Origin of the sequence: Paenibacillus peoriae KCTC 3763, from assembly GCF_000236805.1 — a bacterium.
Lineage (GTDB): Bacteria > Bacillota > Bacilli > Paenibacillales > Paenibacillaceae > Paenibacillus > Paenibacillus peoriae.
Map to the genome: position 1 here is coordinate 214,095 of NZ_AGFX01000009.1, position 23,237 is coordinate 237,331.

General features: G+C 45.7%; 18 protein-coding genes and 1 pseudogene. 5 read left to right on the top strand and 14 right to left on the bottom strand.

Annotation, left to right across the window (positions count from 1 at the left end; all coding sequences use genetic code 11):
- Positions 1-163: 163 nt before the first annotated feature.
- Complete coding sequence (xerS, locus tag KQI_RS0102010) at positions 164-1,234, top strand: tyrosine recombinase XerS (RefSeq protein ID WP_010345017.1); 1,071 nt, start codon at positions 164-166, stop codon at positions 1,232-1,234.
- 655 nt (positions 1,235-1,889) lie between these two features.
- On the opposite strand, the gene KQI_RS0102015 is transcribed toward xerS, so the two are convergent.
- The 8 genes from KQI_RS0102015 to KQI_RS0102050 all read right to left on the bottom strand — a co-directional run bounded on the left by KQI_RS0102015 (position 1,890) and on the right by KQI_RS0102050 (position 10,538).
- Positions 1,890-2,708: an AAA family ATPase gene (locus KQI_RS0102015; RefSeq protein WP_010345018.1), complete on the bottom strand. Its 819-nt coding sequence runs from the start codon at positions 2,706-2,708 to the stop codon at positions 1,890-1,892.
- 361 nt (positions 2,709-3,069) lie between these two features.
- Positions 3,070-4,926 carry a BglG family transcription antiterminator gene (locus tag KQI_RS0102020; protein WP_010345019.1) on the bottom strand — a complete coding sequence of 619 codons (1,857 nt, stop codon included), beginning with the start codon at positions 4,924-4,926 and terminating at the stop codon, positions 3,070-3,072.
- A gap of 36 nt (positions 4,927-4,962) precedes the next feature.
- On the bottom strand, positions 4,963-6,420 hold the full coding sequence (locus KQI_RS0102025) for a sulfatase family protein (RefSeq protein ID WP_010345020.1): 1,458 nt from the start codon (positions 6,418-6,420) through the stop codon (positions 4,963-4,965).
- Positions 6,417-6,734, bottom strand: a complete 318-nt coding sequence (locus tag KQI_RS0102030; RefSeq protein WP_010345021.1) for a PTS sugar transporter subunit IIB — start codon at positions 6,732-6,734, stop codon at positions 6,417-6,419. Before KQI_RS0102030 ends, KQI_RS0102025 begins: the two co-directional genes overlap by 4 nt.
- A gap of 1 nt (position 6,735) precedes the next feature.
- The gene (locus tag KQI_RS0102035) at positions 6,736-7,047 is read right to left on the bottom strand and encodes a PTS sugar transporter subunit IIA (RefSeq protein ID WP_010345022.1); all 312 of its coding nucleotides are present in this window, start codon (positions 7,045-7,047) and stop codon (positions 6,736-6,738) included.
- 173 nt (positions 7,048-7,220) lie between these two features.
- Positions 7,221-8,543, bottom strand: coding sequence for a PTS sugar transporter subunit IIC (locus tag KQI_RS0102040; protein WP_010345023.1), 1,323 nt, complete (start codon positions 8,541-8,543; stop codon positions 7,221-7,223).
- Between the two features lie 423 nt (positions 8,544-8,966).
- Positions 8,967-9,974, bottom strand: coding sequence for a formylglycine-generating enzyme family protein (locus KQI_RS0102045; RefSeq protein ID WP_010345025.1), 1,008 nt, complete (start codon positions 9,972-9,974; stop codon positions 8,967-8,969).
- A gap of 60 nt (positions 9,975-10,034) precedes the next feature.
- Positions 10,035-10,538 carry a PTS sugar transporter subunit IIA gene (locus tag KQI_RS0102050; RefSeq protein ID WP_010345026.1) on the bottom strand — a complete coding sequence of 168 codons (504 nt, stop codon included), beginning with the start codon at positions 10,536-10,538 and terminating at the stop codon, positions 10,035-10,037.
- Between the two features lie 362 nt (positions 10,539-10,900).
- On the opposite strand from KQI_RS0102050, the gene KQI_RS0102055 reads away from it, so the two are divergent.
- From KQI_RS0102055 to KQI_RS0102065, 3 genes are all read left to right on the top strand, one after another.
- A complete protein-coding gene (locus tag KQI_RS0102055) occupies positions 10,901-11,728 on the top strand; it encodes a PRD domain-containing protein (protein ID WP_010345027.1) in 828 nt (275 codons plus the stop codon).
- 195 nt (positions 11,729-11,923) lie between these two features.
- Entirely contained in the window at positions 11,924-13,477 is a 1,554-nt protein-coding gene (locus tag KQI_RS0102060; RefSeq protein WP_010345028.1) for a PTS transporter subunit EIIC, read from the top strand.
- Positions 13,474-14,814: a sulfatase family protein gene (locus KQI_RS0102065; protein ID WP_010345029.1), complete on the top strand. Its 1,341-nt coding sequence runs from the start codon at positions 13,474-13,476 to the stop codon at positions 14,812-14,814. The genes KQI_RS0102060 and KQI_RS0102065 overlap by 4 nt, the downstream gene beginning before the upstream one ends.
- A 714-nt stretch (positions 14,815-15,528) precedes the next feature.
- Here KQI_RS0102065 and KQI_RS0102075 read toward each other — a convergent pair.
- Both KQI_RS0102075 and KQI_RS0102080 read right to left on the bottom strand, forming a co-directional pair.
- A complete protein-coding gene (locus KQI_RS0102075; RefSeq protein WP_010345030.1) occupies positions 15,529-16,062 on the bottom strand; it encodes a chromate transporter in 534 nt (177 codons plus the stop codon).
- A 14-nt stretch (positions 16,063-16,076) separates the two neighbouring features.
- Positions 16,077-16,712 (bottom strand): chromate transporter, encoded by a 636-nt coding sequence (locus KQI_RS0102080; RefSeq protein WP_029389995.1) that lies wholly within the window; start codon positions 16,710-16,712, stop codon positions 16,077-16,079.
- 269 nt (positions 16,713-16,981) lie between these two features.
- Between KQI_RS0102080 and KQI_RS0102085 the strand changes: the two genes are divergently transcribed.
- Complete coding sequence (locus KQI_RS0102085; protein ID WP_010345032.1) at positions 16,982-18,172, top strand: ROK family protein; 1,191 nt, start codon at positions 16,982-16,984, stop codon at positions 18,170-18,172.
- Positions 18,173-18,293: 121 nt separating this feature from the next.
- Here KQI_RS0102085 and KQI_RS0102090 read toward each other — a convergent pair whose 3' ends face one another.
- The 4 genes and pseudogenes from KQI_RS0102090 to KQI_RS0102110 all read right to left on the bottom strand — a co-directional run.
- A complete protein-coding gene (locus KQI_RS0102090) occupies positions 18,294-19,754 on the bottom strand; it encodes a sulfatase (RefSeq protein ID WP_010345033.1) in 1,461 nt (486 codons plus the stop codon).
- A 78-nt stretch (positions 19,755-19,832) separates the two neighbouring features.
- On the bottom strand, positions 19,833-21,194 hold the full coding sequence (locus KQI_RS0102095; protein ID WP_010345034.1) for an MFS transporter: 1,362 nt from the start codon (positions 21,192-21,194) through the stop codon (positions 19,833-19,835).
- A gap of 1,091 nt (positions 21,195-22,285) precedes the next feature.
- Positions 22,286-22,927, bottom strand: a complete 642-nt coding sequence (gene pgmB, locus KQI_RS0102105) for a beta-phosphoglucomutase (protein ID WP_010345035.1) — start codon at positions 22,925-22,927, stop codon at positions 22,286-22,288.
- Between the two features lie 52 nt (positions 22,928-22,979).
- A pseudogene (locus KQI_RS0102110) lies at positions 22,980-23,237 on the bottom strand (glycoside hydrolase family 3 protein); the annotation flags it as partial.

Sequence of the window (23,237 nt, forward strand, 5' to 3'; positions counted from 1 at the left end):
CGAAATCTAAAAACACAGTTACTAAGAGGGGGTGTTGTTTGCGATCAGGGAGTGATAGTGATGAAGTTTAATTTGAAACCTTAATCGTTTTATTATTACGTAAAATATGATTTTGACGAATATTTATAACTGGAGTATAATAATTTACGGAGGTTATACATATATGGATAAACAAATGAAAATGAATTACATGAATCGAATCGATGAAAAATTGTCTGATCTTCCGTGGTTTGTTACGGAATTTATTGATAGCAGGAAACGAAAACTTTCTCCCACAACGCTTCTGAACTATTGCCATGACTATATTATATTTTTTGATTGGTTAGTTGCAGAAAACTTTACTGAAGATAGCCGTAAAAACATTAATTTAGCTACTCTAGAGAAACTAACGATTCGTGAAGTGGAAAATTTCCTATCTTTTTTGGAGTATCAACTTGGCAATACCAAGCTAACCATCAACCGTAAATTGTCCTCGCTAAAATCCTTATTTGATTACTTACAGAACAAAGCTGAAACAAGTGACTTAAAGCCATATATCCAGCGCAATGTTATGGCCAAAATGGATTTAAATGTGGTTAAAGAAAGCCAAGAAACCATTGCCAATCGTATTGATGGGAAAATTCTCAGGGAAGACGATTTTGAGTCGTTTAGGCTATTTGTAGCCCATGATTTCGGAGAAATCAATAAAGAGAATAAACGCATTTTCAATTTCCATCAGTTTAATCGTGAACGGGATACAGCCATTGTTTCCCTCATTTTAGGATCAGGACTTAGACTATCTGAGGTTGCAGGCATTAACGTCGAGGATCTGGATATGAATAAAGCCTTAGTTCGTGTTATACGAAAAGGTAATAAAGAACAATATGTATATTTCAGCAAGCAAGCGTTACTAGATTTAGAAAATTATCTGCAGATCAGAGAATCCAGATATAAACCAGAGAAAACTGAAAGCTTTTTGTTTATTGCTGCTCCTATAGGCCGTAAAGGAAAAAGCCGTCGGCTAACACAAAGGTCAATTGAGAAACTGATTGAAAAATACGCTTTAACTTTTGGAAAGCCGGCTTTAACTGTACATTCTTTACGGCATTCATTCGCGACGCGATATCATCTGGAGAATAATGATGTACCCAGATTAAAAAATCAGTTAGGACATTCTTCAATACAAACGACTATGATCTATACACATTTAACAGATGAGGAAATGAGGAAGGCAGTCAATAATATGGATAAGTGATGTAGAGCTCGTCAAGTAAGTGACACAAAGTTGCCTACCTGACTGGGAGAATGACACAAAGTTACCTACTTGACTGGGTGGATGACACAAAGTTACCTACTTAGCTTGATAAATAAGAAAAAATCACCTCATTCCCTTGGTGAAAAAGAACTAAGTCACTAAAAGTATGATTAAACTACTAAAGTAGGGAACTTTGTGTCAATTTAGTAGGGAACTTTGTGTCGATGTACATGTACAATGGACCGATGAACCCGTGTTGCTACGCGGTTCCTCTTAGACATCTTCACAAAACTCGTATTTTGTACATATGTTTATAAAGCGACAGTAACCCTTGTATATCAAGTTTTTATATTTTTATATATGTGAGATGTTTTTGTACATTGACACAAAGTTCCCTACTTTAGCTATTTATTTGAACGGAAATTTGTTTTCTGCGGTTATTAAGTGACAAATTCATTTCATACTTCTAATTTAGTAGGCAACTTTGTGTCACACTTCTAGTCGAGTAAGTAACTTAGCTTGGATATTAATAGCTATCTGTACATCTACAGCCTATTTACATTCTGGTTGACTGCGTAGGCGTCATGGTGATTTTTTATAGTTTTGTCCCCGAAGCAGGAGTTTAATTCTATAAAACTGCGATTTTAAGGAGTAACTATCCCTTCGTACGAGGATTATACTCTGACAGCGCATTTTCTATGTTTTCATAATCAAGTGCTCGGTCCTCTATAATCGCCTTCCGTTTTGCTTTCAGCACGATCTGCTCAATATCAGCAAAGCTGCATCCGGCAAGTAAATCCGCCGCCCGCCCGGCAAGCACCGCCCCGCTCAGTTCCGGTCCGATCAGCAGTTCAATGTACTGAAGCCGATCGGCATCCGTTGGCAACGTATACGTCATTTTCGTATCAAAACGACGCCAGATCGCTGTATCCAGTTCTTCCTCCAGGTTGGTGGCTGCGACAAACACACTCTCTCCACCGAACTCGTCCAGACATTGCAGCAGCGTGTTCACCACCCGTGCCATCTCCTTCACCTCATCATTTGAATCTCGCATACGCCCCAGAGCATCAAATTCATCAAGAAACAGGACACAAGGCGTTCCATTGGCAAAATCAAAGATTTTGCGCACATTGCTGCCTGTCTCTCCCAAATGGCTATGAATAATCGCGTCGAGCCGCACTAGTATAAGCGGTAGATCCAGCCGTTGCGCCAGATAAAAAGCCGTCAGCGTTTTGCCGGTTCCCGGAGGCCCAAACATTACGATCTTGTTGGGCATGGGCACATCCTGCTCCTCAAACTTCTCCTTCATTCCCAGAATCGTAATAAACTCATCCACAATTGTCTGGTTTTTTTCGGCAAGCACGATCCGCTTGACCTTACGGGCGCACTCCTTCGGTGTATAGACAGTTGCCATATCAATGCCTTTGGCACGGGGGAGCCGCACAACGGCATTGCTTTTGCTTTTATTATTCACAGTCTTTACATGCTCCTTAGCTATCGCTTTTAGATAGTAATAATTACGAATAATAGTGTACCAAAATAAGGCTTTAATTGCCACTTCTAATTACAGGAAGGAGTCATAACTCCCATTTTTCCGAAATGCCTCTTGGTATAAATTTACGATTGAGATTGTATACAACCTGGGATTCAAAATTGTTTCGGGATATCCCTTACACTCTCTTTGTATTGAACAAGGGCAAAACTGAAATTTTCCTAGAATTCCCCACGAATAACCATAGAGGCTTTATACTCTATCAGGCTGCCAGATTCCTGGAATCCAAAACAAAAAGGCACTGTCAGTGAATTATCCCTGCACAGTGCCTTGCGGACTTGCTTTATAGCTCAGAGCCAATGCCTTCAATCAGTATCTCCTTGAACTCCTGAAACGTCTCGGACTCGCACAGACGAAGCATTAATGAGGAATCATGCACGATTTCCTGTATAAAAAGCAGCAGATCACGAGCTTCATTACTCTTGGCTTGAGCAATAACAAAGACGATCTTAACCGGTACACCGGACCAGTCAATACGCTTGTTGAGAATACCAACCCCTACCTTGGTGACTACTGAGCATAGCTCAATGGGATGAACGAGAGCAATCAGATTTCCAAAGGCAGTGCTGGCCAGATTCTCACGGATCAAGCACAGCTCTTCGAAATTAGGAGGAATAATGCCTGTCTTGTCCATACGACTGCAAAGCTGACCAATGGCCTCCTGCTTTACACCTGCATCCAGTGAGCCATAGAACAAGTCCTCAGAGAAATAGCGATCAATTAGCCGTTCCTTGTCCTTCTTCCGTTGATAGACGACTAGCTTCTTGCGGTCCTCAGGCGTAAAAAAGGGACTGATGATCTCCACAGGATACGACCCTACCTGAATGGGCACGGTGGAGAATATGATATCAGGCTCAAATTTTAGTATATCCTCTTTGTTAAAAAGTGAGAACGTCCTGACGTAATGCGCATTTGGAAAGGAATGCTGGATTTTGAACTTTAGCAGCTCAGAGGTTCCTTTCCCTGTCGTGCATACAATGGCTATGCGATCAAATGTCTTCCTGGACATCTTCACGTCCCGCTCCAGAGCCAATCCAATATGCATGGTGAGATAGGCGATATCATCCTCTGTTAATGCCTTGTTGTAAATTTTAGTGATCTCGTCAGCACACAGCATGCCCAGGTTGAAGGCGAACGCAAATTGCTGCTTGATCTCCTGCTGGATCGGATTTTTGTAATGGACATCATTCTTGAGTCGGCTGATTAACGGCTCAAGGTGAAATTGCAGACTGGTACGCAGATGCGCGTCCTCCCATAAAGATACGTCGTAGGTTTCTTCAATCTTTTGGAGAAAGGAATCAATAATCATGTGTACCTTCACTCTGACATCGTCCAGATCCTGCTGCTTGATAGATGCCACCTGTCCCATAATGCAGGATACCAGATAAACCTTCTCGTTTTCGGGTAAATTATCCCCCAGCTTTTGCTCCAGGCGACTCCAAATATGATCTATCAGCTGCAAGTTGGGAATTTTGTCATGGCTGCTGAGTGCTTCCAGCCTGATGACATGGCCGTTCATACAGCGCTCAAGCATAATCTGGATATGATAGATCAGATTCTGCAGGATCAGGTCCGAGCAGGAAATGTCAAATTGGCGGAATTCCTCAACCACTATCAACTCTACAAAAGCATATTCCTGCTGCTGTATATATTGCTCCTCCTTCAGAATGGAAGCAATAGCCAGCCTGAACCCCAGTTCATCTCCATCCAGCTTCATGCCATAATGGGGCTTGGACTTCAACGATAAGCCAAATGGCTGGATCAACCGCTTGATATCTCCCAAAATTCCGTTCAGCTTGCTCTTGCTGATATAGAGCTGCTCACAGACATAGTCCATCGTAACGTACTCGCGCAAATCTACCATATGGCAGAATACTTCAATGACTGAGGCCTCTTCCGCAGACACTGATTCCTCCAGCATTAGCTTGACGGTAGATCTATCGCGCGCTGCTAGATAATAGCCCTTGCCACGCTCTAGTACAATTTCACCCTGCGCATCAAGAAACTCCTCATTCATGTTGCGGATCATGCTCCGCAGCGTCTTGTCGCTGATTTCCAGGCTGAGCAGAAGCTGCTTGATAGGGATAGGTTGCTCTTGAGCCAAGAGCTGCCTAAGGAGATTAGCTTCTTTGCTTGTCAAGTTCAACGCAATCACCTTTTTGTCTCTATAGTTCCATCAGGTTCTTTGATCATATCTGTGCGGGACAACGTCGCCAGTCTCGAAGAAATGCCTGAGCATTCGCTCCTTCATGCGCGCGATATCTCCCGCAAAACGCTCATCATCTATCAGATTATGTCTTTCGTAAGGATCTTCCTGCATGTTATAGAATTCATCTTTTTCATATAACCTATATACGTACTTATACTTGTGGTCACGAACCATCATGGCTTTCGTATGCTGAGGCATTTTTTCCTGCTCGACGGTCCTCGCCCAGTATTCATTGCTTGGAGCATGTCCCGCATCTTTGCAATGATCTTCCCCATCAAGACGTCCGCCTTCGGCGAACACTACATCACGGAGCTTCTCTTCTCCTGCCAGCACTTCTCGCAAGGATTTACCAAAATGCGTGTAGGAGGGGCGAATGCCCAGCAGATCAAGCAATGTGGCCTGGATATCAATCAACTCCGTCATAGCATCCGTCACACGAGGCTTAGCCTCGATTCCGGCTGACGGCTTGATAATAAGCGGTACCCGTGTCAGCATATCCTCGAAGGTGTTTTGATTTTTCTCAGCTATTTCATAATCACCAGTATAATCTCCATGATCGCTGAAAAAGACTACTATCGTGTCATCATACACACCTGCTGCCTTTAGCGTCTCAAGCAATTGACCAATATATTCATCCAGCTCGGTTCCCATCGCATAATAGACCCGCTTTATCTCTTTTAGCTGCTCATCCGTCCAGTTGTAGAGCTTTTGATTGTTGCGAATCCCCTGTAAAATTGATGGCTTGCCGCTCCACTCTTCTGCAGTGAGACGGACTGGTGAAGGCACCAGTGCCGGATTAATCTGATTGTACCATTGCTCCTTAACTTGATATGGTGGATGTGGCAATGCAAGAGCGAGATAAATACAAAACGGCTCATCTGACTGATAATTCTGCACGAACTTGATAGCGTGTTCGATTTGATCACGGTCCAAATGCTCAGCTGATTCAGTAACTCCGTGATAATGCGAGTAGTCATGTTCCACAGCTTTCGCTGCACTTGAAACGGACTCCTGATGCTGACGCATCTTCATCTCCCTCATTCGCTGAAAGAATGCACGGTACTGGTCATCCCGCGTACTGCAATAATCATCTACGTTGACATCCTCTCGTAGAAAGTCATTGCGTCCTCCCCAGTACATATGATAACCGTTTTCCTTCAATGTCCGTAGAATATTGGCATCCTCCGGTCCCATTAGATGATGCATTGTGCGGAAGCCCTTCGTGTGCGGATACCAACCCGACAGGAATGAGCTGCGACTCGGTACGCACACAGGAAGCTGACAATAAGCATTGGAAAAGCTTACCCCCTCTCGTGCAAGCTCATCCAGATTAGGTGTCACAGCACCTCCGCAGCCTGTATATCCGATTGAATCCGCTCTCCATTGATCAGCAACTACCATTACAATGTTTGGTTTTTTGTTCATCGCCGATCCCTCTTGTCTACGAGCTCAATCGCTCTCGCCAGCAGTTTCTCCCCGTTGGCGAGAGCATAGACGCGACTGTCAATGACCTCGCAAGGCTTGCCCTTCTGATCGCATACCTTCTGTACGGCACGCAGCTTATGGCGAATCTGTGGACCGAGAAATACAATATCGTATTCGTCAATCAACTGTTCCAACTGGTCTACTGCATGAGCTTCCACCTTCCAGTCCGAGCGCTCCGGTCCCATCGCGTTCCGAATGCTTTTCTCCAAAATACTAGTAGAAATTCCTCCAGCACATACCAGTAAAATATTCATATTAAAGCACCTCCATAAATTTTTCAGTCATATCCCGAATGGCAAGTGTCGTCATCAGATGATCCTGAGCATGGACCAGCAGTACGGTCATCTCCACCTTCTGTCCGCCTGATTCGGCATGCAGAAGGCTCGTCTGGCTGCGGTGTGCCGCCTTGAGGGCCTGATTAGCCTCCTTGAGCATCTCTTGAATCTTCTCTTCGTTGCGCGGCTTGAGATAGTCCATCGCCTCCAGCAGCAGAGAGCGGGCAAGACCGCTGTTACTAATAATATCCATACAAATCATTTCAATATTGAACTCTTTCGTCTCAGTCATGGAATTCACCTTTCACATCATTATTGAAGTCCCTTACCCATCTTTCTCCATCTATTCACATGCGCTATACAACTTACTGCATCCCCAGTTGTCCCCGTGCACCTTCTGGTTAGTAACTAAATGACTTTTTCCTTGGCTACGACGTCCTCAACCAGAGGCTCTGTATACTTCACTTACGCAGCCGCCTCTTGCAGCTCTTCGTTGATCATTTTCTGCTCAAGGCGCTTGAAGAACGGGTAATAGATGACAAGATCCACCAGAATAATGAACAAAGCAACCAATCCGGCCTTGACCGAAGCGGAAGCCGCCATAGCGATTAGAATTACTGGGGTCTGACCAGGTACATTCAGTATGGGGGCACTCAGAATATTGAACCAGTCAAATGCCGCATAAGTGATAATGGTATTGACAACCGGCACGGTCAGGAACGGCACAAACAATATGGTATTATAGGTCACGGGTGTCCCGAACATCGTCGGCTCGCTGACGTTGAAGATCGCCGGAATAATTCCTATTTTCCCTACTTGCTTCAGTCCCTTGGATTTACTAAAGAAATTAAGTACTGCTAGTGCGAAAATTCCGGCACCACCGATCATGATGAATCCAAACTGTACCGGTGTCGTGAATACCTTGTCATAAGGAAGACCCGCAGAGTAATTATTCAGATTCGTTACAATATTTTGCAGTTCAATGGGCAGCAAGATCGGCATCACGATACTTCCCCCGTGGATCCCCATGAACCAGAACAGGTTGATGAGCAGCATGAAGAATCCAACCATGTACACATTATCAAAGTTCGATACCAGCGGGCCAAAGATCGCAGTGATTAGCTGAGGAAGACGAATATCAAAGATCGCTATCAGTATCCGGTCCAAGCCGGCAAATACGATAACCGACGCAATACCTGGCAGAATTGCATTAAATGAGGTTTGTACATAATTCGGTACGGAATCCGGAAATTTGAAGCCGATATTTCGGCTGTGGAACACTCGAATAATTTCAACTACTACAATCGAAATCAGGATGCCAGGGAAGATGCCGGTGGCTCCGAAGTTGGCCATAGCCATTTGCAGGGTAGGAGCGTCGTTTACCATCACCGTCTGCGGCTGTCCTACAGTCATGAAGTAGATCATCGCGCTGTTGATTACCGCCCCTGCCTCATTCAGCTTATAATGACGAGCCAGATTAAAGGTAAAACCGAGGGTAAAGGCTATCCCGATGATCCCTGTCGATATATCATTGATGATGCGCAGCCAAGCATTCTCGGCTCCCCATGCCGCCCAGCCTTGCAGCAGAGAAGGAAAGAAGCCCTCGGACTGCATGACGATATCTGGAATAGGTGGCTTGCCGATCAGTACAGCAAGTGCTCCCACAATGGTAAGTGTAAGCGTACTCAAAATTGCAGTCATAATCGAGCGCAGATAGCGGTTATTGGAGGCCCAATCCGCCGCTGGACTCATGAACTTTTCTATAGAAGCCATCATTTTATCAAACATATTCTTAGCCCCTCCTCTTAGCTGATACCTTAAGTATAAAAAAAATGATAGCGCATTCAATTTGAATAATTCCTATTGAAGTCGGAAAAAAACAAATGAAAAACATGTTACCCGGCCCTGGGTTGCCTTTTTTAGGTGATACGCATTTGTCGTAGGGGTCAGCCTGGATGGTCCCTAGCATATTCACGATGCACATCGGGTCACTATGTCTGGGCTGCTAATCTCTGCTCTATCGAAAAAGGTTCCCATTCCACCGTGATGTGAAACAGGAACCTATAATAATTGGTGTTTCGCATGGCGATACGCCGATATAGCTTATTTAGAACAATACTGTTCCTATCATAATGCTGTGAAAAAACACCTTCAGATTGTGATGGATTCTTCTCCTCCCGCCCAAAGGTGTGTAAACAAACAAAATATTACTTAAGCATCTGCCACACAACGGAACCCTGTATTGCCGGAGGAACTATCCGGCGTATTTTTATTGCGCGCCGCTACCCTGTACCGATTGCAATAGGAATCATGGCACAGATAGGAGCCTCCCCGCATCGATCGCACGTTTCCTCTGCTCACGCCGAGGGGATTGATCATGGACGATTGGAGATGGTAATACGGATTGAACTCGTCGGCGCACCATTCCCACACATTGCCCGCCACGTTATATAGTCCAAACCCGTTCGGCTCGTAAGCATCTACCGGCGCCGTTCCGACATAGCCGTCCGTGGCATCATTGCTGATCGGAAATTTGCCCTGCCAGATGTTGCACATATGTTTGCCTTCCGGCGTCAACTCGTCTCCCCATGGATATCTCGCCTGATCCAAGCCACCGCGAGCAGCGTATTCCCACTCCGCTTCCGTCGGCAAACGCTTCCCGGTCCACTTGCAATAAGCCAGCGCATCGTTCCACGATACATGCACGACGGGATGATCCATGCGTTCTTTCACATCAGAACTTTTTCCTTCGGGATGCTTCCAATCCGCTCCCTCCACGACGTGCCACCAAGGTGTCTGCATGACCATCGTGGCCCTGTTCTGCCGCTGTTCGGACGGAAGCAACAAATGAAACACAAAGGAATTGCCGAATCGTTCGGCTTCCGTGACGTAGTTGGTGTCTTTGACAAAATCGGTAAACTGCGCATTCGTTACGGCATAACGGTCGATGTAAAACGGCGAGAGCGTAACTTCCCTGGCCGGTCCTTCCCCATCCTGCTCAAAGCCTTCCCTGCTGTCCGTTCCCATGCGGAAAGTTCCGCCTTCCAACCGAATCATGCCTGTACGTTCCAATGTTGGTATGACGTTTTCTGTTTCGTTTTCCTGACAGCATGCCTTTTTTGGAGCGACACGCGTACCCATATTGATGTTGATTGATGTTTTCCCGCGCCCCGGCGTGCAGCAGGATGGTTTGTTATCGCCCCGTTCACTGTTATCCATAAGACGTTCCCCCTTCGAGGTTGTTTGCTTCATCTGATTTTAGTGTGTGGAAAAATAAGCTTATGAAATCAACTGAAGGGTCAAAACCGGCGTATTGATCGAAGAACGATCTCCAACATGCTCCGTTACATCTTTAACTCCTTCGGTTCCCGTCGGCACAATAACGGAAGTAATGACCGGCAGACCAGCAGACACAATATGCTCGATATCGAATTCCAGAAGCAACTGTCCTGCTTCAATGCGATCTCCGTTCTCTACATGTGCTGTAAATCCTTCCCCTTTCAAAGACACGGTATCCACACCAATATGAATGAGCACTTGCGCTCCTGATTCATGAATCAGCACAATCGCATGTTTGGATTTCACCAAGTGGGCAACGGTTCCGGCAAACGGAGCGTACACCTTACCCTCGGATGGTACGATTGCGATCCCGTTCCCCATCATTTTTTCGGAAAAAGCAGGGTCTGGTACTTCCTCAAGAGATACAGCCCGGCCATTAATAGGTGAATTCACAATCAACGTTTTATTCTTCTGATCCTTGTTTTTTTTCATCCAAGATAACATATTAATTTCCTCCAATTGTGGAAAAATTTTAAAAACAAAAAAAGACCCGAACGATTAAAGACTATGCATAGTCCTATTTCGTTGCGGGTCTTGCCTGAAATACAGTAACAAACCCCAATATTCATTTTCCGCTTCATCCTAACTTATCTTTTGGGTTATGTCAAATGGGCAGAATTATTCATGTTTTTATACTCAAATGTTATTTTGCTTTTCTTTCTTCACAAGTTAGGCTATTGTGTAACTCATTACCCAACTCCCCTATGGAATTATTTTGCGATATATTTTTAAACATTTTTTGATATAAAGAAAAAAAGCAAGGTTCAGAGTGTTCATTGTGTATTAAATCTAAATGAGGTGTAGTTATGAAAATTAATCGTGTCCTGAATAATAACGCTGTTGTGGTCAAAGAAGGGAATAATGAAACGATCATAATGGGTGGCGGGATCGCATTCCAGAAAGGAAAAAACGATCTTATAGATCAAAGCAAAATCGAAAAAGTGTTTGTCCTCAAGGAAGAATCCCAGAAATTCCAGGAGTTGCTCAGCACCGTTCCTGAATCGCACATCGCAATCAGCGAGGATATTATTTCATATGCCGAGAAGCGGCTTGGGATGAAGCTCAGCAATCATGTTCATATTTCACTAACCGATCATCTGTCTTTTGCCATTGAACGGTCTCAACAAAATATCAAAGTACGGAATAAGCTGATCAATGAAATTCGTATTCTGTACAACGAAGAATTCAAAATCGGACTGTGGGCGCTTCAGTACGTCAAAGAACAACTGGGCATTACCTTCCCGGAAGATGAAGCAGCCTTTATCGCCCTGCATATCCATACTGCCAAGGTCGATAATAATCGTATCGAAAACTCAATCAAAATCGCTTTTATTTTGCAGGATGTCAGTGAACGAATGCTGGAAGACCTTGGCGTATCTGTTGACAAAAACAGCATTTCATACCACAGACTACTAAAACACCTGGAATATGCTATCAGTCGGTTTCAGGAGCAAAAACCATTTCATTCGCTTGATCAAGAGATGATTAAGGTAATCAAGAAAAACTACAAAAAGGGATTTCAAGCAGCTAGGAAAGCGGCGAAATATTTGGACGAGCACTATCAAATCCTTTTTCCCGAATCGGAAACAGCGTATATCGCCCTCCATCTGCAGCGGATTTTAGAGAACATTTAGTGCTTGACGACTCCTATAAAACCGTTTACAATGAGCCGTAACTTGCAAGAGATAATCCGATATCGGGGATTGTGACTGGGAAAACCAGGCAAGACCTAAAATGGTTAAGGGGAAACTGCCGTTTGTGGCCCCTTAGCCGTTTTAGGTCTTTTTTTGTTACAACAAGCGGCATTTCATCGAGAGAGAGGGGTTTAAATGTTCAAGAATTTTTTCAGTAAGTTTCAAGTATTTGGTAAAGCTATCATGCTCCCTATCGCTGTCCTACCAGCTGCGGGTCTTCTGCTTGGGATCGGCGGAGCCTTTTCCAATCCAAACACCATCAACAATTTCCCGTTTCTGGATCAAGCTTGGCTTCAGGCCATATTCACCATCATGAGTTTTGCAGGGCAGATTATTTTTAGTAATTTGCCTGTCATTTTCGCCGTTGGTATTGCTGTTGGACTTGCCAAAAGCGATAAAGGTGTGGCTGGTCTCTCCGCTTTGATTGCTTACCTGGTAATGAACGCTTCTATCAACGCGCTATTGATCATCACCAGCAAGCTGGCCAAAGACAATCTGCCTGGCGCAGGCCAAGGTATGATCCTCGGTATTCAAACTTTACAAACTGGGGTATTCGGTGGCGTCATTGTAGGTTGGCTGACTTATCTTCTACACCGCAAATTTGGAAAAACGAAGCTGCCTCAATGGCTCGGATTTTTCAGCGGCTCGCGCTTTGTGCCGATTATCTGTTCCGTATCAGCGGTTATACTGGGGATGGCCATGTTTGTCGTTTGGCCGCCTGTTCAGTCCGGTATTGCCAGCTTGGGCGGTTTGGTTGACAAAACCGGTTATTTCGGAACATTCCTGTTTGGATTCATTTTAAAATTGCTTGGACCGCTTGGTTTGCACCATATTTTCTATCTTCCATTCTGGCAAACAGCTCTGGGCGGTTCAATGGTTGTGAACAGCACCGAAGTTCAAGGAGCTCAAAATATCTTCTTCGCCCAGCTTGCTGACCATAACACGCAGCAGTACTACATCGGCGTTGCCCGTTTCATGAGTGGCAGATATCTGACCATGATGTTTGGTCTATTAGGTGCTGCACTGGCTATGTATCATTGCGCCAAACCGGAAAATAAAAAGAAAGTATTCGGCCTGTTGTTTACTGGAGCCATTACTTCCTTCTTGACAGGAATCACCGAACCACTCGAATTTACGTTTCTGTTCGTAGCTCCACTGCTGTTCTTCGTTCACGCTGTTTTCTGGGGCCTTGCTTATATGATTGCACATATTTTGCAAATTACTGTCGGCATGACCTTTTCGGCTGGATTGATCGACTTTACGCTGTTCGGCATTTTGCAGGGGAACGATAAAACCAACTGGATGTTGGTTCCACTTGTTGGTATAGGCTACTTCGTAGTGTACTACTTTGTCTTCCGCATTTTGATCAAGAGGTTTAATCTCAAAACCCCAGGACGCGAGGATGAAGAAAATGAAAATACACAAGTTGCCAATACGGAAAGTTCGACCGGCTCGGGTAGCCAAGCTTCCGCGATTCTGGCTGCGTTGGGAGGGAAAAGCAACATTGAGGATCTGGATTGCTGTGCAACTCGTCTTCGGGTGACAGTACGGGACGAAAATAACGTATCCGAAGAAGGTCTAAAAAAAACCGGCCCGTCTGGAGTTATCCTGCGTGGAAAAGGTGTTCAGGTGATCTACGGTCCCCATGTTGCACTGATCAAAACTGAAATTGAGGAGTTAATGGAATGAAAAAACAACCCAACATCGTTTTTATGATATCGCATGATACTGGCCGCTATCTCAGTTGTTACGGGAACCAGGTCCCTACTCCGCAATTGGACGATCTGGCGAAAAAGGGAGTACGATTCGACCAATACTACTGTTCTGCACCACAATGCAGCCCAAGCCGCGGGAGTATTTTGACGGGAAAATATGCACATAATAATGGTTTGATCGGTCTCGCGCATTTGAAATTTAATATCCAAGAAGGAGAAACCACGCTTCCGATAGAGATGGAAAAAGCCGGATATGAGACCGCCCTAATCGGTTTCAGCCATGAAACCATTGGCGATACTGAGAAAGGCGTTTACAGCTCTACCCACAAACTTGGATATCAGTTTTATGAGGGTGTTGAAGGTTCAAGAGCACCGCAAGTCGCAGAGAAATCCATTCAATACTTGCGAGAAAAAGCAGCTGATCCCGATGGCAAGCCATTCTTCGTTAATATTGGATTCTGGGAAACTCATCGATCCTTCGATGAGTACGATAACATTAAAGATAATCCGGAAACGTTAAAGGTGCTTGCTTATCTCCCGGATACACCGAATGTCCGGCTGGATCTGGCTCAATTCCACGGCTCCGTCAAAGTGCTGGATGAAGCTGTCGGGAGCATCGTAAATGTGCTGAAGGAAACGAACCTGTTGGAAAACACTATTGTAGTCTATACAACAGATCACGGTATCGCTTTTCCTCGAGCCAAAGGAACGATGAAGGATGCCGGTCTGGAAACATCTCTCCTTATGTTCGGCCCGAACTTCATGCAAGGCGACAGAGTGATTGATGATTTGCTTTGCAACATTGACATCATGCCGACCCTACTTGAATTGGCTGGCGCGAAAATTCCAACCGATGTTGACGGGAAAAGCTTTGCGTCGCGACTCATGGGGGATAGCGGACCCGTTCGTGAAGAGTTTTTCTGCGAACTGACCTGGCATGACAAGTATCATCCAATGCGCGGCATCAGAACGTCCCGTTACAAATATGTTAAAAACTTTATCGATGGGCCGAAAATATACATGCCTGTAGATATCCATCTCAGCTTGTCGGGACCGGATGTACGCGAACAATTCTACGTTCCGAATGAACCAGAAGAGCTTTACGATCTTTCTACTGATCCGCTGGAGTATACAAATCTAATACATGATCCCGCTTATGCCAATATCGCTGCGGAACTACGGGATAAGGTCGAAGAGTGGATGAATACAACTGATGATCCTCTGCTCCAAGGTCCAGTTGAAGGTATCGAATCCGCAAAGTGGGCTGTGGAAGCTCAAAACGGCAGAGCTTATATTCCTAAACGCTCCTAAAACTTCAAAAGTAAACTTCTGGCCTTAAAATATAAAATTCGCCCCTACGAATCGTTAATGATCAAGTCATTCTCCAATAACGATTCGTAGGGGCATTTTTTGATGCCTCTCTTGTCTCAAAATCCTTTATGCTCGAATCTTTTCAATTTGAAATAGCCAACGGGGCAGTTATTGGAACCTTTTGTAATTCCTCAGCCCGACCATCAGTGAAATATTTCACTTTCTCATTTAGGTGAAAGAGATTGGTTGGTAGGTCTGCTACTGCCATACCCCTCTCACTTCCAATGAGCTCTTTCATAATCTCTGAACCTAATAAGGGAAAATCAAGTGTTAGACGAATCTGATGGATTAACGGGAGATGGCATTCGATATGAAATATACATGTACATATGGTGAAAGCAGATTCTTTTATACAGCAGTTTCTGTTTTCTCGATGATTCAAAAAATATGCCGGTGTATCTTCGAACGTTTATCGAAAAAACAGATAAGGATTTCAGCAGGTTCGCGCTCTCAGTGCACGTAATAATATTCCTATATCGGCAATCGGAACATATTCTTGTCATCTGACAACAAATCATCCATCAATCTTAAAGCACCCAATAGTCGTACCGCATCCGGCAATACATCTATATATCCCAATCTAAATATCCCTGAAATAGCGATAACCGCTTAGTTTAGCGTATATTTTTGTTAAAATATTGGCGGGACCCCTGATCAAAACAGAACGATTCCCGCGACGGCTGACAGCAGAATCACCGCAAAGGGATGAACTTTGAATTTGGTCACCAAGATGAGGCATCCGGCACTGATCAGCAGCGTTCCGGCCATTGTCCAGCTCAGTAAAGATTCACTTCGCCCGCTGAGACCGAAGTGGATGGCAGCGTATATAATCAACCCTGTAACGATCGGACGCAAACCGTAAAACGACGACTTGACCCATTCATTACTTTGCAATCTCAGGAAGAAAGCTGTTATCAGAATGACGATGATAAGAGACGGCAGAATGATACCGATCGTAGCCACAATGGCCCCCCAAATGCCCCCTTCGGAATATCCAATCAGCGTGGCGGCATTCGTAGCAATGGACCCTGGGGCCATGCCCGCCATAGCGACGATCTCCTGAAATTCCCCGGCGTTCACCCACCCCTTGTCGGCCACCTCCCGTTGAATCAGCGTCATGACCGCGTATCCGCCACCAAACGATATGAGCCCTACCTTGATAAAGACCAAAAACAACTGCCAAAGCATTAGATGATCACCCTTTAGATGTAATATTCAGGAAAATGGAGTTCCCGTTTCTCCTCGGTCTGCGCTTTTTCTGTCCGCACGGTCATCCCGCATTTTCGCTTGCTCAAAACCACTACGATTCCGGCGATCGGACCACCTAGGATAAGATAGAAAGAATGAATGCTAGTAAATAAAAGGAGCGCGACCGTAACTACCGCGATCAACAGCGTGGCGGCATCTAGGATGGATGTTTTCCACATCTTAAAGGCGGCTACGATGATCAAGGAAATCACCGCGGCATGAATGCCTTTCAATGCGGCTTCCACTTTCACGTTATCTTTGAAAATGGCACTGAGCAGGCTGAGGAGAAAAACGATGATAAATGTAGGCAGCGTAATCGCAGTTACGGCCGTCACGGCGCCCGGTATTCCACCCAGGCGATAGCCGATGAAAGCCGCGGAATTGACGGCCACACCGCCGGGAGCGGAGCCCGAAATGGACACCATATCCCCTATTTCTTCCTGGTTCATCCATCCTTTTTTATGCACAATCTCCTGTTCGATCGTCGCGATCATCGCATAGCCACCCCCGAACGTGGAAGGACCTATTTTAAAAAAAACACAGAAGATTTGCCATATGAGTTTCATCTGCCGGGTTAGCGTATGGTTCATCCGAACTCACCCTTTTCTGTCTTGTTTTCTAAGAGAATTTACCTGTATTATAGCATATTAATTTCATTTTGGATTAAAGTTTTGATAAAATTATTAAAAAAACTCTTGCATGTTTACAAAAAGGCTTTTTTAATGATGTTTTTAGTTCAGGTAAATTCCTTTTTGGCATTATGTTGATTATTCTGATGATGTTAACTGGAAATAACACAACGATGCGGCTATACTTAAAGTATTCTGACTAATTAACTTGGAAATGGAGAGCAGTACCTATGATCACTCATTCTAATCCTTCGATAAAAAAGCAGGTTTATGATCGAATTTCCTATCTCGGGACCGTCTCCAAGGCCGATTTGTTGAATCATTTTTCGCTGACCAGCAGCAGCATGACGCGCTTGCTTGAGGAGATGACCTCACAGGGGCTCATCATCGTCTCAGGACTCGGCAGCTCCAGAGGCGGCAGAAAGCCGATTCTGTTCCAAACCAATTCGAAATACCGTTACCTGTTCGGCTTGGAAATATCCCGTATCTATTCCACACTAGGATTGTACGATATGCATCTCAACACTCTGTCCTTGTCCCGCTGGAAAATGGACAACAATATGACGCCCGAGCTTTTGGTCGACCACGTGGCGAAAGGCGCCCGGGAATTTCTGGCCAAGCATGAAATTTCGCCCGGCGACGTCTTGGGCATGGGAATCGGGGCGGTCGGTCCGCTGGATCAAAAGAATGGAATGATTCTTGAACCGGAATTCTTCCCCTCTTCTGCCTGGAACAACGTTCCGATTTGCAAAATGCTTACGGAGCAACTGCAGATTCCGACCAAACTCGACAACGGGGCAAACACCGCGTTAATCGGCGAACATTGGGCGCTGCGAACCGAGAATATCCAGCATGCCCTTTACGTACATGCTGGCGTAAACATCCGCTCGGCCGTGATGTCCGGCGGCCAGATTCTCCGCGGAGCTGTCGATACCGAAGGGGCGGTCGGCCAGATGATCATCCATGCCAACGGACCAAGGCTGCGGGACAAAGGCAATTACGGGGCACTGGAGGCTTTCGTGTCAGTGCCAGCGCTCGAGGAACGTGTACGCACCCAGCTGAAAATCGGACGCAGCAGCCTGCTTTCCACTATTTCACCAGATCGCGTTAACTTTGCCACTCTGGTCGACGCCCTTGCGCAAGGCGAGCCGCTGGTCACAGAGCAATTTACGGAAACAGCTGCCTATCTGGGGATCGGACTCGCCAACTTGATCAATACGCTTCAACCCGAATACGTGATTTTGGGCGGCCCCCTTGTCAGCGCTCATCCGCTGGTATTCGATACCGCACTGGAGATCGCCAAGAAAAACACCTACCATTATCCCGAGTACAGCCCGATCTTCACCCAAGGGCTGCTTACCGATGAGGCCGTGGCCACCGGGGCGGCCGTCATGATGCTGCAGGAATGGGAAGGAAACTAGAAATACGTGCCCCACGTCAAAGAGAGGCGCTATTGAGACAGCGCCTCCGGCATTGACGCTTACTATTTGTTTCTCTATCGTCTCCAACGGATAATCGCTGCGCTGGACCACATGGGCTGAACTATATACCTAACCGTACATACTGTTCAGGTGGAGCTTCGTTTGCTTCCATCTTTTCTTTCAGCATGTCGATCATTTGTTTCTCCAGCTCCGGATTCTGAAGAGGCTGCTGCTGCAAAGGATCGGCCTTCAAATCATACAGGAGTGTACCAAATGTATGGAGATGCTGATAACCAGAAGCTTTTATTTTTAGCGTCTGTACCCCCTTGGTAAACGAAAAAGGCTCCTGCAGGCTTATATCCTGTAACTCCTCGACCGAAAATCTGCTACGCATGTGGGTAGGCATCAGCGTATAGTTATAAAGCGGTGTGTTATCCTTGGAAACCGGCGCCCGCATGTAAACATAACGGCCATCCGTCACATTCACATGACCGCCGTGAATCCCGTACAAAGCTGTTTCTCGTATCCGCTTGTCATGATCTATCGTATCTTTAAGGTCCTCCCCCTGCATATCCGGCGGAACCTCCAAACCGAAATATTGAAGCAGTGTTGGAGCCATATCGATCATCTGGACAAGGCTTTTTCTTCGTTCTCCGGCTTTTCCGCTGCGCGGATCCCAGATATACAGCGGCATATGTGCAATCTCATTATAAAAAGGCATAATCGACTTGGCCCACCAATCATGTTCTCCAAGCAAATAACCGTGATCGGTATTAACGATCAGCATCGTATCCTTCCACATATCAAGTTCATCCATGGTGTCAAGCACTTTGCCTAAATAATGATCGCACATGCTCAGCAAAGCCGCATATTCATACCTGACATGATCAATTTCTTCTTGAGTTTCCTGTACCGGTCCGTAAGGAGGCCAATCGAAATGTTTGCCCTTGTAATCGTGCGGATACAAATCACGGTACTTTTGCGGGGCAAAAAACGGTTCATGCGGATCAAAGGTTTCAATTTGCAGAAACCAGCGATCCTCATCCCGGTTTTGGCGCATAAAATCCAGGCCTTTTTCCATCGTCAGTGCCTGAGGAAAATCCTTTTCTTCACGAATATATTTCCGGTTGACCCAATCCTGCCGCATTAATCCGTGCATTCCCTTCATCCCGATCATGTCCGGCATCTCTGGATCGGCTACCTCTCCTTTCCAAGGGTCCCCTTCCTGTCCCCGCACCAGTTCAAACGAATTATAGCGGGTATGATATGTGCCTCCTCCATCTTCCCAATAGTGCTGATGATCGGTCACCAAATGTGAATACACGCCGTTGTTTTTCAGCATTTCCGGCATTGAATCATCGAACGGTTCCATGGGGCCCCAACTCCGATGGAGAAAATTGTGTCTGCCCGTGTGCAGCTCCCGGCGCGCTGGCATGCAAGGCATGCTGCCAACGTAGGCGTGATCAAAAATGACCGTTTTCTCGCCTAGTCTTTTGAAATTTGGAGCATGTACCCAATCGCACCCGTAAGTGGGAAGCATGCGCCGATTCAAAGTGTCAAACATGAGCATAATCGCTTTCATTGTATAACCTCTCCTTCCAATAAACCTAATATTCTCTATATTTTTTCAATAAATTGCTTCACTTGTCAGAATTGGTGGTTACTCGGTGACAGAAGGTTCCTGATGATCCGTAATCAATCCTTGGAAAGCCTCTTGCGGGATATGGTAGAACTTCAGCACAATGGCCGTACCGATGTAGGCGATAAGCGGCACCCCGGCAAACAAGTAGAGTATGGTCCGCAGCACCTCCGGACTTTGCGTATGCCCTGCGACATAGCCGACCGCCCCCAAAATGAGCCCGGCCAGCACGCCTCCGATCGCCGACCCCAGTTTATTCACAAACACGCAGGAGGAGGTTACCGTTCCGGCACCCTGAATCCCTGTTTTCCAATTTCCATACTGTACGCAATCCGGAATCATCGCCCAAACAATCGCCCCGGAGAAAGGGCCCAGTACAGTCTTTAAAATCGTAGCGATAAACAAAAGCATAACGTTCTCATATGGGGTTAGCAGGATAATCAGAGTTGGAATGACGGAAACGATGCTGCCGTAAAGAAAGACGTTTTTCTTCCCGATTTTCCTTGCGAAATACGGTATTAGAGCATACATCGGGACAGATAATAAGAGCCCCCATAATGAGATTTGCGAGTACAAGCTGACGTTATTTACATTATACTGCCAGAAATAAACGGCGACTGAAGCATTCGTTGTCGTGGCTACCAGATTCAGAAACATTGAAAACATCAAAATCAGCAAGGGTTTGTTTTTGCTTACCAAGCTTAACTGTGTTTTGATCGGGGGGTGCATATGCTCGGAAGCTCTATTATTAATAATATCGTGGCGTTTGGTACCGCTTGCACAAATCCAGTAAGAGAATGAGGAGATGACCGCAAGGATGATCGCTGTCAGCAGCCAGCCCTGTTGTCCATTTCCGAAAAAAGCGACCATCGGCAGAACCGCCGCGTTAACGATAATTGTTGCTGGCAGTCCCATGAACTGTTTGGCTGTAGAGATCGTAGTCGTTTGATTCGGGTCCTGACTCATAATTGCTGTCAAAGAGTGAAACGGAACATTCACCAGGGAAGAAATCAAAGAGTAGGACAAATAAGTAAATGCGGCGTAGACGATTTTTCCCGACGCGCTCAAATCGGGAGCAGTGAACAACAGAACCGTTACTGCCGCAAGCAGAGGCGCCCCAAAGATAAGATAAGGACGATATTTTCCCCACTTCGTTCGGGTACGGTCAGAGAGTATTCCCATCATTGGATCGAAAACGGCGTCAAGAAGTCTGACCCCCAGGAACAGAGAGCCTACGGTGGTTGGAGAAACACCGAATACATCGGTATAGAAATACATCAGAAAAGATAACTGAAGGTAAAATAAAATATTAGAACCAAACCCACCCAAAGAATATTGAAAAATTTCTTTTTTACTGGCTAAGTGCGGCTTTGCTGTGCTCATCGCTTTAACCTCCATATTCTAAGATGAAAAAATACAACTGTTGTGCTTCTGTCCATTCTTCCCGTCCGTTGAATAAGGTAAGTCCACCTTTGTGAGGAAGCGCTTCCACAAACTTCGAAAATCCCCCCTCTGCTTCTGGTGAAATCAATTGCTAATTGTTTTTCAAAACAGCACCTCCTAATAATCCTATGCCGCAGTCTCTTTAAATTGTAGAAGCGCTTCCACATAGTGCGGAAAAAGCATTTCTTAGGCGCTTGCTTGCATTATATATTGAAACCGCATACATTTCAATCTAAAAATCATAATGGTAAAATCCCCCTCATAGAATGCTGCCGAATTTACCATGTTCTTGGATAAAGTTGTAGTTTGAAGACACGCTCTAGGCAATTACCCAATTAAACATAGACAATTACCTAGAAAGCACACAGCCACATACAATATCAAGAAAAATAAGATTAAAATAAGGAGTGGTTGTTTTTGAATCGTCAATATCATACCTATGAACAATGTATGGCGAATTGCAAAGCGGCGGGTGGGTATTCCTATGAATGTATTCCGGTATGTAAACAGTTTCCTACACAAGGGCATTCATTTACAGGATCTTATGGCATGAGTCAAGCAGTGCCTTACAGTCCACAGTCATCTTCCTATCCTGGAATGATGTATGGAAATCCATATACTTATCCTAGACCTAGAAACCCTTTAGATGATCCTTGTATAAGAAGATGCGTAAATAGTGGAGGTAGTTTAATAAATTGTTGCTATTATTGTGGATGGTGCTAACTGATACGTTAGATCAAAAAGAACCGGTGACATCAGGTGCCGTATAGCGCCACAAGTAAAAAATCCATCTGTCAAATGTAATAAAAGTAGAACGGCACTGTGTCGTTCAGAGAAATGTCATCGTGCGATGATATTTAATGATGGTCGCGGTCATGAGATTCGTGTCGTAACCAATCCTCATGGCCCTGGCCTAAAAAAACCAGACAAGCTCTCATTCCACGTCAAAGAGGAGGCGCTGTTCGAACAGCGCCTCCGGCATTGGCCACATGCGTTTTTAATGTAACACTTTGAAGCTTCCGTCTCTCCGTTTACACATACTGCAATAAATCTGCTATCGTCTCCAACGAATAATTTGCTTCCTTGCAGCTCCGCGCCTCGCCGATGGCCGCTACCGCCATGCCGCCGCGTTTGGCGGCAATGACTCCCGCCTCTGCGTCCTCTACGACAAGACAGGCCGCAGACGGAACACCTAATTGGCTGGCAGCTAGCAGGAATACCTCCGGGTCTGGTTTGCTGTGTACAATTCCGTTCCCGTCCGCAACCGCATCGAAATAACCGGACAAGCCGATTCGCTCCAGAATTACCGGCGTATTTTTGCTCGATGAACCGATGGCGATTTGGTATCCCCGCTCGCGGAGAGCGGATAAGGTTTCCGGCACTCCCGGCAGCATATCGTTTTCGTTTAGTTGCCCCAACAGGCTGCGATAAACCTCGTTTTTTCGTTCAGCCAGCTTGCGCTTCTCATCTTGCGTATAACTCTTTTTTGCCTTTTCCAGAATAATCTCCAGACTCTCCATGCGGCTCACGCCGCGCAGCCGGTGGTTGATCTGCTCGTTAAATTCAATTCCCTCTTGCTCGGCGAGCTTAGACCACGCCAGGAAATGGTAATGATCCGTCGAAACGATCACGCCGTCCAGATCAAAAATCACCGCTTGGTACCGCTTGTTCATAACGCCTTCTTCCTCCTATCCGTGTTATCTCTATCCCATCATGTGCAGCAGATTAGAGCTTGGCGTCCCATAGGCCGCAGAAGGCGTCAACCGGACTCGTCCCCTTGAACTCCGACCGTCCCATCAGCTTGTCGATCAGCGCCTGCAGCACATTATCGTTCGAATTGTAGGCGTTAATATAGGTCTTCACCCGCGGTACATCCAACAGATGATACGGATTTTCGATCGAAACGAACAAAGTCGGAATGGAGGTCATGAAGGTCGGCACGTTAGCCCCCATCGGCTGCTTCCACTCGATGCGAACGACCGT